Consider the following 14,701-nt stretch of genomic DNA (forward strand, 5'->3'; position numbering starts at 1 on the left):
CTAGGATTAATGGGGTTGATGGCCGGGTAACAGCTCTGTTTGCAGTTCTGCCAGGGTTGTCAGGGCTTCATCAAATTCAAAGCATTCGGCGTGGCTCACCAGCTGAGTGAACAAACGGCTATTGGCAATGGGAAATGCCCGGAGCTGCTCCAACAGCTCAAGACAGTTGGGGTCCATGTCATTGAGCATGGCCTGTAACGCCATTAACAGGTGTTCGCAGTGATGATGGGAAAGCTTGGCGGGGGCGTCATTAAGACAAGGCTGTTCAAACAAGGCATCCAATGCCTTGCAAAGGGATGCCAGTGCCAGCGCCAGCGGCTCAATCAGGTCTGCAGTCTGCTCAAATTGCTGTTTTCTGAACGCTTGATCCAGCGCCTTGGCAAAATGGTGCACCTCGCTTGTGGCAAGGGTGCCGCTAATGCCTTTCAGGGTATGGCTGATGCGCAAGGCCTGCTCATATTCCCCACAATTAACGGCGGTTTTTATGCGTTCAATGTCGTTGCGGTGATCGGTTAAAAAGTCTTTGAGCAATTTACGCAAAAATGCCGGATTGTTGCCGGTATTGGCCAAGGCGGTGGTCACATCCATGCCCTCAATACTGTCAAAACCGCCCGTGGTGGCGTTTGCCATCTGGCCGTGTTGCAAACCGTCATCGGCAATGTCTGCCCGGTGGGGTATCCAGCGCAAGAGTTTTTGATACAGTTCGGCACGCACAATGGGCTTGCCAATGTGATCATTCATCCCCACTTTGAGCACTTTTTCCCGGTCTTCGGTCATCACATTGGCGGTCATGGCCAAAATGGGCAGTTTTTCAAAACCAGGCAGTTGCCGAATTTTGATGGTAGCGGTATAGCCATCAAGCACCGGCATCTGCACATCCATCAGTACCGCCTCGTAGGGTTGTTGCTGCACCATGTCAATGGCCTGCTGGCCATTGACGGCAATGTCCACCTGCAATCCGGCCTGCTCCAGAAACTCACGCGCTATTTGCTGATTAATCAGATTGTCTTCAACCACCAGCACCCGGGCGCCGCGAATGGGCGCCATCTGCTGACGGCCGGACAGTTCATGGATAAACCTGTCGGGCTGACGGGCATTGTCATGGCCCGCAGCAGACATGATGGCATGCCGAAGATTACGACGATTAATCGGCTTACTGAGTATATCAACGCCGTGGAGGCTGTATTTTTTGAGCTCTGCTTCTGCCAATGCTGCAGCGCCAAGCACCAGGATTTTGGGCTTGTGCCGCAGCTGCAGCTGTTCATCAATCTGCTGGGCCACCTGCAGCGCGTTAACCTGTGGCATGTGGCAGTCAATGAGGCACAGGTTAAACGGTGCCTCGTGCCCATCGGCATCACGCAACGCGGTATAAGCCTCATCGGCTGCGGCCACGCTGGCAACCTGCAGGCCAAGATTGCCCAGCATGGATGTCAACATGTCCCGCGCCTGGGGGTTGTCATTCACCACCAGCGCCCGCAGTGCGCTCAGGTCCATCGTCTCACCGGACACACTGGCATCAGCGGCTTTTTCGGCAAGGGTCAACGGCAGGGTGAAGCTGAATTTACTCCCGTGCCCAGGCATGGATTCCACCCAGATTTCACCGCCCATCTGCTGGATAAGTTGCTGGGAAATCGTCAACCCCAGGCCTGTGCCGCCAAAACGGCGGGTGGTGGATTCATCCGCCTGCAAAAAGGCCTTAAAGATGTTTTGCTGCTGCTCGGGGGCAATGCCGATACCGGAGTCAATCACATCAAACTGCATGACGATTTTTGTGGCGCCAGCCTTGCGCGGGTGGCCATGCACTCGCAGGATGATGTGCCCCTGCTGGGTAAATTTGCTGGCATTACTCATCAGGTTCTGCAACACCTGACCGATACGCAGTGGATCGCCGCATAGGTGTTGTGGGGTATGGCGCTCGATATCAAAAAAGAGTTCGAGGTTTTTCTCCTCGATGATATTGGCAAACATGGAGCCCAGGTTATCCAGCAGCGTATCCAGATTGAACGCAATAGTTTCAATGTTGAGCTTGCCGGACTCAATCTTGCTCAAATCCAGTATGTCATTGATGATGCCCAAAAGATTTTTGGCGGCGATATTTACATTGGTGATGTAGCCATGCTGCCTGGGAGTAAGGCCGGTTTCAAGCGCCAGGTCGGTCATGCCCAAAATGGCATTCATCGGCGTGCGGATTTCGTGTGACATGTTGGCCAGAAACTCTGATTTGGCGAGGTTGGCGGCCTCGGCGGCTTCCCTCAAACGGGAGGTTTCCTTTTCGCTTTCATCACGCCGAATAATGTCCCGCTCGATGGAATCGGCCATGTTGTTGAACGTCTCCGCCAACATGCCAATCTCATTTTCTGATTGTTTCTCAATACGCACCGTGTAGTCGCCATCAGCCACCCGCTGCGCCGCATCGGTGAGATCTTCGACCGGTTGGATAAGATGTTTGCGCCGCGAGAAAAACTCCAGGTGCATGGCGATAAAAATCACCAGCAGGATAATCATCAGGTTGCTGAAGAGTTTGTTCTGTTTGTCCGCCAGCGCTTGGTAGGCTTCATCCCTTTCCAGCACTTGCCGGCTGTTGAAGGCATCGACTTTATCCAGCTCGGTATTCAGCAAATTATTGTAATCCAGCCCGTTAAGGAGCTTGTTTGCTTCACCGTATTGCTGGCTCCTTATCAGCGCCACCACCTGCTCATTGAGTTCGGCCAGTTGCCTGTTGGCACGCAACTGATTGATTTCTTCAAGCTTGATGGCATTTTCACCCACATCCGATTTGCCGGCGACATTCTGCAAAAAATCATCAATCAGCTTTTCATCAGATGCGATAAGGCTCCGTAAATGATGATATTCCTGCAATGCCTCGGAGTTTTGCCCCCGACTGCTGGCCCATTCCCGCAGGTGCTGTATTTCCTGGTAGCGCAAATGGTGCAAATAGTTGGAAAGGTCGGTTGCCAAGCTGTATTGCTGGGCAATGGCCTGTGATTTGTGGCTGATGTTCCATTGCATCAAAAACAGGGTGACCATGCCAGCGGTGGCGATAATCGCTAGTAACAGTCCGCGGTTTGATGACTCACGAATCTTCATGCATGGCTCCTGCTCAGTTAGTCAAAGGCAAGCACTTCACGTTTCCAATGATGCTGCAGCAACAGCGATAACAGCGTACTGACCACCGGAAATACCGTCAGTAGCGGCAGGGTGATGATGTTGGCCACATGGGGGCCTTTCCCCTCGGGCATGAAAAGATAAATCACATAAATCGTCATGGCCTCCAGCGCAAAGGCAAACAGGTAATGCAGGTACCACTGAAAGCGCAGTTTGAAAGAGAACAGCAACCAGCGCCACAAAAAACCCATGGTAACGGCCGTCACAATGCTCATGACGCCGGACAGAGCTCCAATGCCGCCCTGATAATAGCGGTAGGCGGCCCCGATGATGGCGCCGATAATCACAATGCGCCAATTGAGGAAAATGGCCGCGCAGCTCAATAACACCCAACGGGTATCCACAAAGATGCCCTTGTCCACATGCACGGGGTTACTCAAAATGATCACGGTCATCAGGCCTAACGCCACCCCCGAGGTGCTGTATTCCACGTACTGGTTGGGAAACTTAATCGAGTTGGAGGCAAATTCGTAAATCGCCACCAGCCCGAGCAACAAAATTGCGCTGAACACAAAATCCAGATACAGATCCATAATGCCAATTACCCCCGTGTAGCCACTTCGTAGCGGTTGCGACCATTAAGTTTGGCAGAATAAAGCGCCCTGTCCGCCATTGAGATAACGTCTTCACTGGTAATGTGCTGATCAGGTTTTATATGGGCGATACCGAGGCTGATGGACACGATTTTCTGCGATGAGGCCCCCCCGCTGTGCTGGATTTGGCAATCACCGACGGCCTTGATGGTGGCTTCGGCCACCGCTTTAGCCCCTTGCAGATTGGTATCGGGCAGCAGCATGGCAAATTCTTCACCACCGTAACGGGCGACCTGATCGGAACGGCGCCGACAGACGGACGTCAGCGTCTGTGCAATTTTCTGTAAGCAGTAATCCCCTTGCTGGTGGCCATAGAGATCGTTGTATTTTTTAAAGAAATCAATATCGATAAGAATGAGGCTGAAGTCAGATAACGCCCGGCTGCAACGCTGCAACTCGTAAGATAGTCGTTCATCAAAAGAGCGCCGGTTCAGGACCTGTGTCAAACCGTCTTTATAGGCATACTGGGTTAACAGGTCCGCCTGCAATTTAAGCCGGATCTGGGTTTTAATCCGCGACAGCACCACGCTGGGGTTGAAGGGTTTGGTGATGTAGTCAGCGCCGCCGATTTCAAGGCCCCGGGTTTCGTCCGCCGCCGAAGAATAGGACGAGATGAAAATCACCGGAATGGCTTCTGTCAGCGGATCATGCTTGAGTTTTTGGCACACCTCAAAACCGTCCATGCCCGGCATGTTGATATCCAGCAAAATAAGATCCGGCAGTGCCTTATTGACCGCTTTCAATGCCTGCTCACCATTAATGGCCACCATGATCTTGTAATCGTTTTTCAGCAGCCCGTTGAGCATGTTCAGATTGAAGCGCTCATCGTCCACAATCAGTATTTTCGGTGTTTTTTGCATAACTGAGTAATTTTTCTGGAAAAGATGCCATTTTTGGGTGGATTGATTTGGTCTCTATAGAGATATAGAAGACAGTTGCCATGACTGTCAATGCGAGGGACGATTGTTGATACCCGCCATTTGTCAGCCTAACAATCAAAGCGTTGCACGGGCCTTGCCGGGAAAGACTGTGTCAGTCATGCAGTATGCCCAAAAATCAAGGTCAGCTGACTTGGAGAAGGATACGCCCGACATATGGCAGAACATTTACCGGGTTGAGCAAACGAGGCAAATAACGACAAAATCAACAAGATTAATACACAAGATATTGATTTTGGGATACTTGGAGCGGGTGAAGGGAATCGAACCCTCGTATGCAGCTTGGGAAGCTGCCGTTCTACCATTGAACTACACCCGCAAAGAGGAGGACTGCATTAGCAGTGACGTCATAACTTACTGACTTTAAGCGCAAAGTCAAGTAACTTCCCGCTGCCGCTGCCAATGCCGGCGTTAACCGCTCAATTTATCTGCGTTATCCGCGAAATTGCGGCAAGATTTCGGCCATGACCAACAAATGGCACAAGGCGGTAATCACCCCAAAAGCGATGACCAGCACCACCAGCGCGGTGCCGCCGGGTACCTGAAAGCCCTTGTCCTGTGGAAACAACTGCCGCGAACGGTACGCCATCAGCGCCGGGACGATGACGGCCCAGATGGTGGCCGCCAACGCCGCAAAACCGATAGCAACCAAAAAGCCATTGGGGAATAAAATCCCCATGACCAAAGGCGGTACAAAGGTGACCAACGCGGTTTTGATGCGGCCACTGTGGCTGTCATCAAAGCCGAACAAATCGGCCACGTAATCAAACAGCCCCAAGGTTACTCCAAGAAAGGACGATGCCACGGCCAGATTGGCAAACAGGGTCAGCATGGAGTCCAGCAGCGCAGAAGTGCCGGTTTTGCCCAAAGCTTCCACCAGTACCCCCATGTTGCCGCCCTGGGCGATAATGGCGCTGAAACTGCTGCGGGGCAGATTGCCCATGGTAGCCACCAGCCATCCCAGATAGATGATTAACGCGATGAACGTGCCCACAAACAGCGCTTTCACAATCAGCGCAGGACGGTGCCCGTAATATTTCACCAATGAAGGCACATTGCCGTGATAGCCAAAACTGGCCAAACCGAAAGGAATGGCGGCCCACAAATAGGGCACAAACTGTTGCGGGCCGTCCGGTTGCCACAGTTTGCCGCTATCAACGCCGGTAAACAGATGGCCGATGGCCAGCACAAAACTTATCACCATGCCGCCAATCAGGATAGACGTCACCCTATCCACCGCTTTGGTGCTGATGAAAACAATCAGCGCCAGCACGATGGCAAAGAGTAACGCCGCCCCGCTTTGTGGCAGAGCCAACCCCAAACCATTGAGGTAATGGTTAATGATGGAGCCGCCGCCACTGATATAGGCATAAGTGAGGATATACAGTACAAAGGCGATGGAAGCACCGGTGAGCACCCGTCCGAATTGCCCCAGCGTACGGCTGGCGAGGGTGTCAAAACTTGCCCCGGGTTCAAAATGCAAATTGGTTTCCAACAGCAAGAGTCCGGACATCAACATGCAAAACCACACGCCCAGCAGCATCAGCACCGAGTACCCAAACCACATGCCGGCGCCAACCACCGGCAGGGAGAACATGCCCGCCCCCACGGTGGTGCCGGTAATAATCATGGCGCCGCCAAGTAACGACGGCGTTTTGCCGCTAACCTCAGTACTGCTCATTAGGACTCCTGCCTGGACTGAATGCTGTGCTCAATGGTTTTACGCACATCGGCTTGTAACAGTGCATTGGTGTAATCGCGCATCTGCCGGATGCGTTGCTGGCTGTCTGCCCCCTCAAGATACCCCAGCTCTTTTAGGCGGATGCTGAGAGTGGCATACAGTTTTTTGTCGTAAAACTCCGGTGCGGTAATGCCGTGCAGTGCCCCTAAGCGACTGGCAAGCAGGTAACTTTCGCTTTCCAGATCGCCCCGCTCCAACCGGGGACTGGCGGATAACAGGTTAAAGATGATGGCATAACGCTGCAGGGTTTCGCCCATGGTTTCTGCCAGCAGTGCCAGGGCATTTACCCCTTGAGGAGTCACTGCCAGGGTGTCTGGCTTCATGTAACCTGCATCCACAAAACGCTGTAACACCTGCTCGCTATATTGTTGCAGTGCCTGTGGCGATTTTTCCCCTAAAAACAGCTCTGCCTGCAAGAGGGCATAAAATGGCTGCAGTACCGCCTGCAGCTGATTACGGCTGGTCAATTGCAGCTTGAGCAGGCAGTTGGCAAGCAATGCGGGCACCACAAACAAATGCAGCACGTTATTGCGGTAGTAAGTCATGGTGATGGCTACGCGCTCATCCAGTGACACAATGTCCCCCAGGCCGTCATTTGCCACACAGAATTTGTTCAGCGCTATCCCTTGGCGCAGCAACTCCTGGCCGTTGCCATCGGCGACCGAACTGAATCCGGTATAAGGCACCTGACGTAACAGTTCCAGATAGAAGTCCAGCTGGGCTTCAAGCTGTTGCCGCTCCAGCGCATGCTGTTTGGTGGAAAGCAACACCAGACTGGTTAGCGATACCGCTGTTGCTGCTGCGGCATCGTTGATATGGGTCATCACCTGATTGGCCAGATCATTCACCACCGGGGTGAGCCATAACGGTTTCTGCTCCGGATCTTCTGACGTTTCATCCCGCCAGCTAGGTGCCGCTGTGGTTAAGAAATGTTGCAGGTTGATGGGTTCGCCAAAATTCACGTACACCCGGCCAAAATTGCCCAGCTTACGTACTGCACCAAGCACTTGCCACACGGACTCTTTCTGCTTTTTGCGACCACTGAGCTCTTTGAGGTAAGTGGCCACCTCCATCACGTGATCGTACCCCAGATACACCGGCACCAGCGTGACCGGACGGTTGATGCCTCGCAGCACGGAGTTGACCGTCATCGCCAGCATGCCGGTTTTGGGCGCCAGAAGCCGCCCGGTACGGGAGCGTCCACCTTCGGTAAAGTATTCTACTGAATAGCCCTTGGCAAACAGCTGCCCGAGGTATTCCTTAAACACGGTGGTGTACAACTTGTTGCCATTGAAACTGCGACGGATGAAAAAGGCGCCGCCACGGCGAAAAATTGGCCCGGCGGGCCAGAAATTCAGGTTGATGCCCGCCGCAATATGGGGCGGCACCATGCCTTCAAAATACAACAGGTACGACAGCAGCAGATAATCCATGTGGCTGCGATGACAAGGCACATACACGATTTCGTGGCCGTCGCGGTGCAGTTGCCGCACATGTTCGGCGCCGCGAATGGAAATGCCCCAGTACAATTTATGCCACAGCCAGGTCAGCAACCGTTTGCTGATGCGGATCAGGCTGTCTGAATAATCAGCGGCAATTTCATCAAGATAAGATTCTGCCCGGGCTCTGGCTTCCGCCTCCGGGATGTTTTTGCTGCCGGCCTCTTCCAAAATCGCTTTTTGCAGCGCATCGCTATGGAGCAAATCGGCAAACAGGGCTTGCCGATTAGGCAATACCGGGCCGGTCATCACCTTACGCTGGCGACGAAAATGCACCCGCGCCACCCGGGAGAGCTTATGGGCAATGGCTTTGTCTGTACCGTGCTGATCCGCCATCCAGCGCAACGATACCGCATTGGAGAACTGCACAAAATTGTCCCGCCCGAGGAACAGGATCATCCAGAATTTGCGCAGCCAGGTGGGACTTTCCCGCTCAAACACCGCCGCCCGCATGGTGTCGTCTTCCTTGCCGGGGGTTCGCCCCCAATACAAGCTCACCGGCACCAGTTGGATGTCCAGGGTCTTGTCGGATTTATGCAAATTGAGCAGTTGGGTAAAACAGTGCAGAAACGGCATGTCGTCCTTGCGGGCGCCCAGCAACGGCTTGGCACCTTCCAGGCATACTACTCGCGGCAACGCCACGCCGTTCACCTGTAGCGTTTCATAAGGGCTTGGCAGCCCCAGTTTGTCGGTAACGTCCGCCAGCGCGGCAATATCGCTTTGGGATTCGGTTTTCATGACATACGCCATGGGTTTGGAGGGATCCAGATTCAAATCAGTGAATGGATCCTGTGGCACCACCACAGAATGAACCAGCTGCCGCTGCAGCCAGCGCCACGAAGAGCGCCAGAGTGAGTCGTGTTTGGACATCGTTTTTTATAGCATCTAAACCCCAATCAATAACTCGGTAGAATACCAGAATAAGCCAAGGCTTATCCAACAGTCTGACAATTGGTTAATACTTGCACTGCTCAAAATACTGTATATACTAACAGTTACTGTATGAAAAAACAGGAATCAACATGAGACCGCTGACACCACGACAGGCGCAAATCCTGGAGTTGATTAAAACCAACATTGCCGAAACCGGCATGCCCCCTACCCGCGCAGAAATTGCCAGCCGGCTGGGCTTTAAAAGTGCCAATGCGGCAGAGGAACACCTCAAGGCGCTGGCCAAAAAAGGCTGCATTGAGATTATGCCCGGCACCTCCCGTGGGCTGCGCCTGCCCATGGAAGAAGAACAGCCGGAAGAAACCGGGCTGCCGCTGATTGGCCAGGTTGCGGCCGGCGAGCCGATTCTCGCCCAGGAACATGTTGAACAGTATTATCAGGTGGACCCTGCCATGTTCCACCCCAGTGCCGATTTTCTGCTGCGGGTTCGTGGTGACAGCATGAAAAACATCGGCATTCTGGAAGGCGACTTGCTGGCAGTACACAAAATGCAAGATGCCCACAACGGCCAGGTGGTGGTTGCCCGGGTGGATGATGATGTGACCGTGAAGCGCTTTGAGAAAAAGGGCAACATTGTACTGCTGCATCCGGAAAATGACGAATACCAACCGATCCGCGTTGACCTGAGCTGTCAGCCCTTGACCATTGAAGGTCTGGCAGTGGGAATCATCCGCAACGGAGACTGGTTATGAGCACTCTCATGGGAAAGGCCCCGGAGCACCCCGGACTATGGCAGGATGCTGCCTATGTGGCTGAGCACAGCTGGCAGCAAACGGAAATTACCAGCCTTGTCACTCACTCTCAGGGACGACAGGAGCTGCAGCAACTCAGTACGCAGCTGGCCCGCTTAAGTCAGCTTGGCCGCTGGATTGTGCTGATTAACCCGGAAAACGCCATCGGCTATAAAGAGTTGCTGGCAGATGCCGGCGTGCGCATGGACCGAGTGTTATTGGTGCGGGCCCGGGATGAAGTGGAAGCCTTATGGGCCATGGAAAAAGCCCTGACCAGCGGTACCTCCAGTGCGGTGATAAGCTGGGTGGAACAGCTGGATCACAAAGACAAGCGCCGCTTGCAACTGGTGGCCAAAAGCGCCAGGGCCATGGGCATAGTGCTGGAAAACAACCCGATGGCCGCAGAGCCGGCCTCGTTGTTTCCCAAACTGCAAGCCGTGCACTAAAGCCGATTTGCCGGGAGGGCCACTGCACCACTTTACGGCGAGTAAAATGGCGCATTGGAATACAGGATAACGTTGCAGGCCTCGAAGCTTTACTCATGGTTTAACTCTTGGTTTAAGTACGAGTTAACCCCATAAAAAACGCAGCATCCGCTGCGTTTTTTATGACACCACGAAATGCAAAATGACGTTATGCCTTTGACCCATTTCATATCGGGCGGTAATTACTCTTTCAGCCAGTGTCCGGGATGTGGGGTGTAATAAACGCTCACCCGCTCGGGAGCAGTACATGTGGGCAGCATGGCATCTGGCTCCAACAGGAACCAATTACGCCGATGTGCCCTTCCCATGTTTCGGCCCTTGCTCATATCAAAACAGCTGAGTTTTTCATTATCAGCCACCAGCAGATAGCGTTTCTGGCCTTGCTGCAACCAGCGCCAGGCATTGCGCTCCTGCTCTGCCACCGGTGCCAGATAACTGAAGTGGGTAATATCCAGCGGTGAAAACAGAATGAACTGCTCTTTGAAATGCACCAACCCCAGTTGGGCATCAGCACCAACCACCTCTGCGGTATGCTGCAAAACGGCTTTTGGGGTACGTACGGCATCCAGTAACAGGGAACCCCAACTGGTAAACACCATCCAGCCAATAAAGGTAACCACCCCGGCGCGAACCAATGAAAAACCGTGACGGCTTTTCCATAACACCACCAGCCACAGCGCCGCCATGGTCAATAGCATATAGCCAAAGTGGCGGACATCATCGGTATAATCCGCCAGTTTTCTCAGCAGCCAGGGAGACTCGATAACGGCCATCACCCCGACGATCGCCACCACGGCGGTGACGAACCACAACAGCCCTGACACCAGCCATTCAAACCAGCGCCGCTGCCCCACCCCTTGCAAAGCGGCGGCCATCACCAACGCTGCCATGGGCAACGCAGGTAAAATATACAGGTTACGTTTGCCGGGACTGATGCTGAAAAATAAAATCACCAGCCCCACCCATACCAGCAAAATGACAATTTGCGGGTCTTGCTTCAGCCGTGCCACAAAGGTTTTCCAATGGGCCAACGCCAAAAAGGGCAATGGAAACCACAACCAGGGGATCACACTGACTACAAAAAAATACCAGGGCTTGATATGGTGCCAGGCATTGGCATAACGCTGCCCCGTTTGTTTGAACAGGATATTGTTCATGTAAGCGGTATATTCCGGTGCATTATGCTGCAACACCGTCAGCACCATGGGCACCAGCCAGGCGGCAATCACCGCCAGCATTACCAGTGGCCCCGCCACCGCTCGCCAGCGCCAGCTTTGCCGGTACAGTTGCCGGCGCCAGGCATAAAACCCCAAGGGCAGTAACATCAGCAGGGGTAAAAAACCCACGCCTTTGGTAATCACCCCAAGCCCCATGAAAGCCCAGGCAATAAAATACCATGTCCAGTTTGGCCCCAGCATGAAATGGCGAATGAGACCGTAACAACCCACGGTTATCCAGCACATCACCATGGCGTCTATCTGGGCGCTTTTGGTCTGCAATAAAAACTGGGGCACCAGCATCAGCAGTAATGCCGCATTGCGGCCAGTGCGCACATTCCATAAGCGGGCGCCCAGGTCGTACACCAGCATGACGGTCAACAAGCCGGACAAGGCATTGGGCAGCAAAAACGCCAGTTTGAGATTACCAAGCACCAAGTAAAACAGCGCAATGGCCCACATGAACACCGGAGGTTTGTCAGGATAAAACTCGCCGCCGCGACTGGGAAACAGCCACTGCCCGTTGTTTACCATCTCCCGAGCGGCCTCAACAAAACGTGGCTCATCTGCCGGCCATGGCGAACGAAAGCCCACGCCCAGTAACATCACCACCAGCGTTAACCAAAACAGCGCCCAAAACACCCGGCGATAATCATCCGACTCGAAAGGTTTCAGCAAAAAAGTCATTGAGCGGTCTCTTCATTTTCAGAAATCAGCTCACCCACTTGGCGCTGCAGGCGGCTACGATAGAGGTATGTGCCAATAATGCTGGACACCAAAAACAGGGCGATGCTGATGATCAGCTGCACATGATCCGACAGCCCCACCCCGGCACCCGCATAGGCAAAAATCAACATTTGGGGCAGATAACCCACGGCGCTGCCGAACAAAAACCCCCGGGCGGGCACATGGGTAGCGCCGGCAAAAAGATTGGTTAACAGGTTACTGCCCACGGGCAAAAGACGGATCATCAACACTTTGAGCCAGGTGTTATGGATCACCAGGGACTCAAATTTTTGCAGTTTGCGGCCAAAGCGCTTTTGCAAACTGCTGCGAAAGGTTAAACGTGCCACATAAAAACTGAGCACACAGCCCAACAACGCGGCCAGGGTGGAATACAGCGCCCCTTGCCAGCCACCCAAGGCAAACCCGAAAACAAATGCAATCATCTGCCTGGGGCCTCCGGCAGCAGTAAACAAGGCGCCGGCCACCAGTAACAATCCCCAGCCATAAAGGCCGTTGGTTTTTACAAAATAAGCCACCCAGTTGCTGTCGGTGAGATGTTCAAACCAGCCTTCCTTTACAGCCCAGGCCAGCATGAACAGGATGGCGGTGACCACAGCAGCTTTTGCCAGACGCTTCACGCCATTATGGCTGATGACTGTCAACGCGTTCAATCTCCGCAATTTTTGCCCGGCGAATAAGCCACATCACGCCCAGAATGTCCACAATACCCACCCACATGCGATTCCATGCGGTGTACTTGGAAACCCCAGCGCCCCTATCCCGGTGGTTCACCACGGAAATGAATACCTCACCGCCCATGCGCCGCACCAAAGCCGGTATATAACGGTGCATGTGATTAAAATAGGGAAGTTGCAAAAAGGTGTCCCGGGGGAACAGCTTCAAGCCACAGCCGGTGTCGGGCACCCCGTCATGCAGCATGGCATTACGCACCTTGTTGGCAATGCGCGACTGAAAACGTTTCCAGGCAGTGTCTTTGCGGTTTTTACGGTATCCGGCAATGCAGAAATGTGGTGTCTGAATGCTTTCGGTTAACTTGAGCATGGCGGGAATGTCCGCCGGATCGTTTTGCCCGTCCGCATCCAGCGTCACTATGTACTGGCCGGTGGCATGACGCACCCCGGTGCAAACCGCCGTACTCTGGCCGGTGCTGCGACGATGGACGATGGCTTTGGCATTACAGCCATTTTTATTGGCGGTATCCATGACTTCCTGCGCAGTGCCGTCACTGCTGCCGTCATCCACCACCAGAATTTCAAATTCACTAAGACCCTGTAGAGACTGACAAATTTCATCCATCAGCGGCCCGATATTGCCCGCTTCGTCTTTGGCGGGGATTACGACTGAAATCAAAAGTTACTCCTGACCCTCCACTGGGGTCCCTTATCATCCGCCAACAAGCCTAATCGGCATTTATTAGCAGAATATTATGAGCTGCACATAATGCCCAAAACTTTCAGTCAGGGGCAAGCTTGGGCACTGATACTATAGTGGTTTTATGACCGGTTGCCGATCTTTATGGTACGAGTGCCGGATAAGCTGGCAACAACGCCCCACGACAAACCTCATTCAATGAGCCATTGCCCTTGGTCATCCGGGCGTACCCACGACTGGGAAAACCAATAGTAGCCATGGCCATGCTTGCTGGGCACGGTGCAATTGTAGCGGGAGCGTCCGGCGGGCAGTGGCTTAAGGGCCTGAACCTGAAAACTGTCGGCACTTATCCACTGCGGTTTTACCGCCGCCTGCCCAGGCAGATAGCAACGCAGCTGCGCCGGGTTGATGTCTGCCATCTCCAGGGTTACCTGCAACCGGGGTTGCCAGTGGCCGTCTGCCAGCTCAGGGTTTGTGGGTGAACTGCTGACAACCGGCATGTTGCGGGCCGCCAGTTTCACTTTAAGGGAATCCATATCGGCATAGGCACCTGCCACGGGAAACCGGGGCAGTGCTGTCAGCAAAGAATAGGGACCGGCGGCACCGGACTGCTGCCCAAGGCCCACGAATCCCACCTCCGTCAGCAGGGCCTGCAACCGGGTGTTGTATTCGCCGTAAGGATACGCCAGCAGTTTTACGCTTTGGCCGGTTTTCGCCTTGATTTCGCTTTCGGTGGCCAGAATATCCCGGGTCACCCGCGCCAACCATTGCGCTTCTGTTTCATCGGCTAAACGGCGGATTAAATGATCATGACGGTAACTGTGATTGGCAATGGTAGCGCCCTGTTGTGCCAACTGTTGCAGCTGCGGCCAGCTCATCATGTCCCGATAACCCTTGGCGGTTGGGGCAATGGACACGAAAACCGTGTAAGGGAAACCGAACGCCTGCAGTATTGGATGGGCCGTATCAAAAGTGCTACGGTAGCCATCGTCAAAAGTAATGGCCACCGTTTTGGCCGGTAACGCCTTTTTTGCCTTAATCGACGCAACCACCTCCGTTAATGGCACCACCTGGAAGTGATTGTCGGCCAGATACTGCATCTGCTCTTTGAACTGGGCCGGGGTGACACTGGTCACTTTGGGGGCGGTTTCAGACACATGATGATACTGTAAAATGACCGCGGCCAGACTGTAAGGCGCCGCAACCAGCAAGATGATGGCTGCTAACACTCGCAAACTGCACAACATTTACCAACCTCCGGGG

The 14,701-nt window shown here is 53.6% G+C and carries 11 protein-coding genes and 1 tRNA gene; 2 read left to right on the forward strand and 10 right to left on the reverse strand.

The window, feature by feature from the left end; genetic code table 11:
- Nucleotides 1-6: 6 nt before the first annotated feature.
- The 6 genes from ACIDEJ_RS11705 to plsB all read right to left on the reverse strand — a co-directional run bounded on the left by ACIDEJ_RS11705 (nt 7) and on the right by plsB (nt 8,806).
- The gene (locus tag ACIDEJ_RS11705) at nt 7-3,087 is read right to left on the reverse strand and encodes a response regulator (RefSeq protein ID WP_411988248.1); all 3,081 of its coding nucleotides are present in this window, start codon (nt 3,085-3,087) and stop codon (nt 7-9) included.
- A gap of 17 nt (nt 3,088-3,104) precedes the next feature.
- Nucleotides 3,105-3,698, reverse strand: a complete 594-nt coding sequence (locus tag ACIDEJ_RS11710) for a LytS/YhcK type 5TM receptor domain-containing protein (protein WP_411988249.1) — start codon at nt 3,696-3,698, stop codon at nt 3,105-3,107.
- 8 nt (nt 3,699-3,706) lie between these two features.
- Nucleotides 3,707-4,618, reverse strand: a complete 912-nt coding sequence (locus tag ACIDEJ_RS11715; RefSeq protein ID WP_411988250.1) for a GGDEF domain-containing response regulator — start codon at nt 4,616-4,618, stop codon at nt 3,707-3,709.
- Between the two features lie 323 nt (nt 4,619-4,941).
- Nucleotides 4,942-5,015: transfer RNA gene (locus tag ACIDEJ_RS11720), tRNA-Gly, on the reverse strand.
- 114 nt (nt 5,016-5,129) lie between these two features.
- Nucleotides 5,130-6,377, reverse strand: coding sequence for a tryptophan permease (gene mtr, locus ACIDEJ_RS11725; RefSeq protein ID WP_411988251.1), 1,248 nt, complete (start codon nt 6,375-6,377; stop codon nt 5,130-5,132).
- Nucleotides 6,377-8,806, reverse strand: coding sequence for a glycerol-3-phosphate 1-O-acyltransferase PlsB (gene plsB / locus ACIDEJ_RS11730; RefSeq protein ID WP_411988252.1), 2,430 nt, complete (start codon nt 8,804-8,806; stop codon nt 6,377-6,379). Before plsB ends, mtr begins: the two co-directional genes overlap by 1 nt.
- Before the next feature lie 152 nt (nt 8,807-8,958).
- Between plsB and lexA the strand changes: the two genes are divergently transcribed.
- Both lexA and ACIDEJ_RS11740 read left to right on the forward strand, forming a co-directional pair.
- Complete coding sequence (gene lexA / locus ACIDEJ_RS11735) at nt 8,959-9,579, forward strand: transcriptional repressor LexA (protein ID WP_411988253.1); 621 nt, start codon at nt 8,959-8,961, stop codon at nt 9,577-9,579.
- Entirely contained in the window at nt 9,576-10,064 is a 489-nt protein-coding gene (locus ACIDEJ_RS11740; RefSeq protein WP_411988254.1) for a cell division inhibitor SulA, read from the forward strand. Before lexA ends, ACIDEJ_RS11740 begins: the two co-directional genes overlap by 4 nt.
- Before the next feature lie 221 nt (nt 10,065-10,285).
- Here ACIDEJ_RS11740 and ACIDEJ_RS11745 read toward each other — a convergent pair whose 3' ends face one another.
- The 4 genes from ACIDEJ_RS11745 to ACIDEJ_RS11760 all read right to left on the reverse strand — a co-directional run bounded on the left by ACIDEJ_RS11745 (nt 10,286) and on the right by ACIDEJ_RS11760 (nt 14,685).
- Nucleotides 10,286-12,007: an ArnT family glycosyltransferase gene (locus tag ACIDEJ_RS11745; RefSeq protein ID WP_411988255.1), complete on the reverse strand. Its 1,722-nt coding sequence runs from the start codon at nt 12,005-12,007 to the stop codon at nt 10,286-10,288.
- A complete protein-coding gene (locus ACIDEJ_RS11750; RefSeq protein ID WP_411988282.1) occupies nt 12,004-12,684 on the reverse strand; it encodes a TVP38/TMEM64 family protein in 681 nt (226 codons plus the stop codon). The genes ACIDEJ_RS11745 and ACIDEJ_RS11750 overlap by 4 nt, the downstream gene beginning before the upstream one ends.
- Nucleotides 12,685-12,688: 4 nt before the next feature.
- The gene (locus ACIDEJ_RS11755; protein ID WP_411988256.1) at nt 12,689-13,417 is read right to left on the reverse strand and encodes a glycosyltransferase family 2 protein; all 729 of its coding nucleotides are present in this window, start codon (nt 13,415-13,417) and stop codon (nt 12,689-12,691) included.
- A gap of 212 nt (nt 13,418-13,629) precedes the next feature.
- Nucleotides 13,630-14,685: a polysaccharide deacetylase family protein gene (locus ACIDEJ_RS11760; RefSeq protein WP_411988257.1), complete on the reverse strand. Its 1,056-nt coding sequence runs from the start codon at nt 14,683-14,685 to the stop codon at nt 13,630-13,632.
- Nucleotides 14,686-14,701: the final 16 nt, after the last annotated feature.

The sequence above is a fragment of the Shewanella mytili genome (assembly GCF_046765975.1).
Taxonomy (GTDB): Bacteria; Pseudomonadota; Gammaproteobacteria; order Enterobacterales; family Shewanellaceae; genus Shewanella; species Shewanella mytili.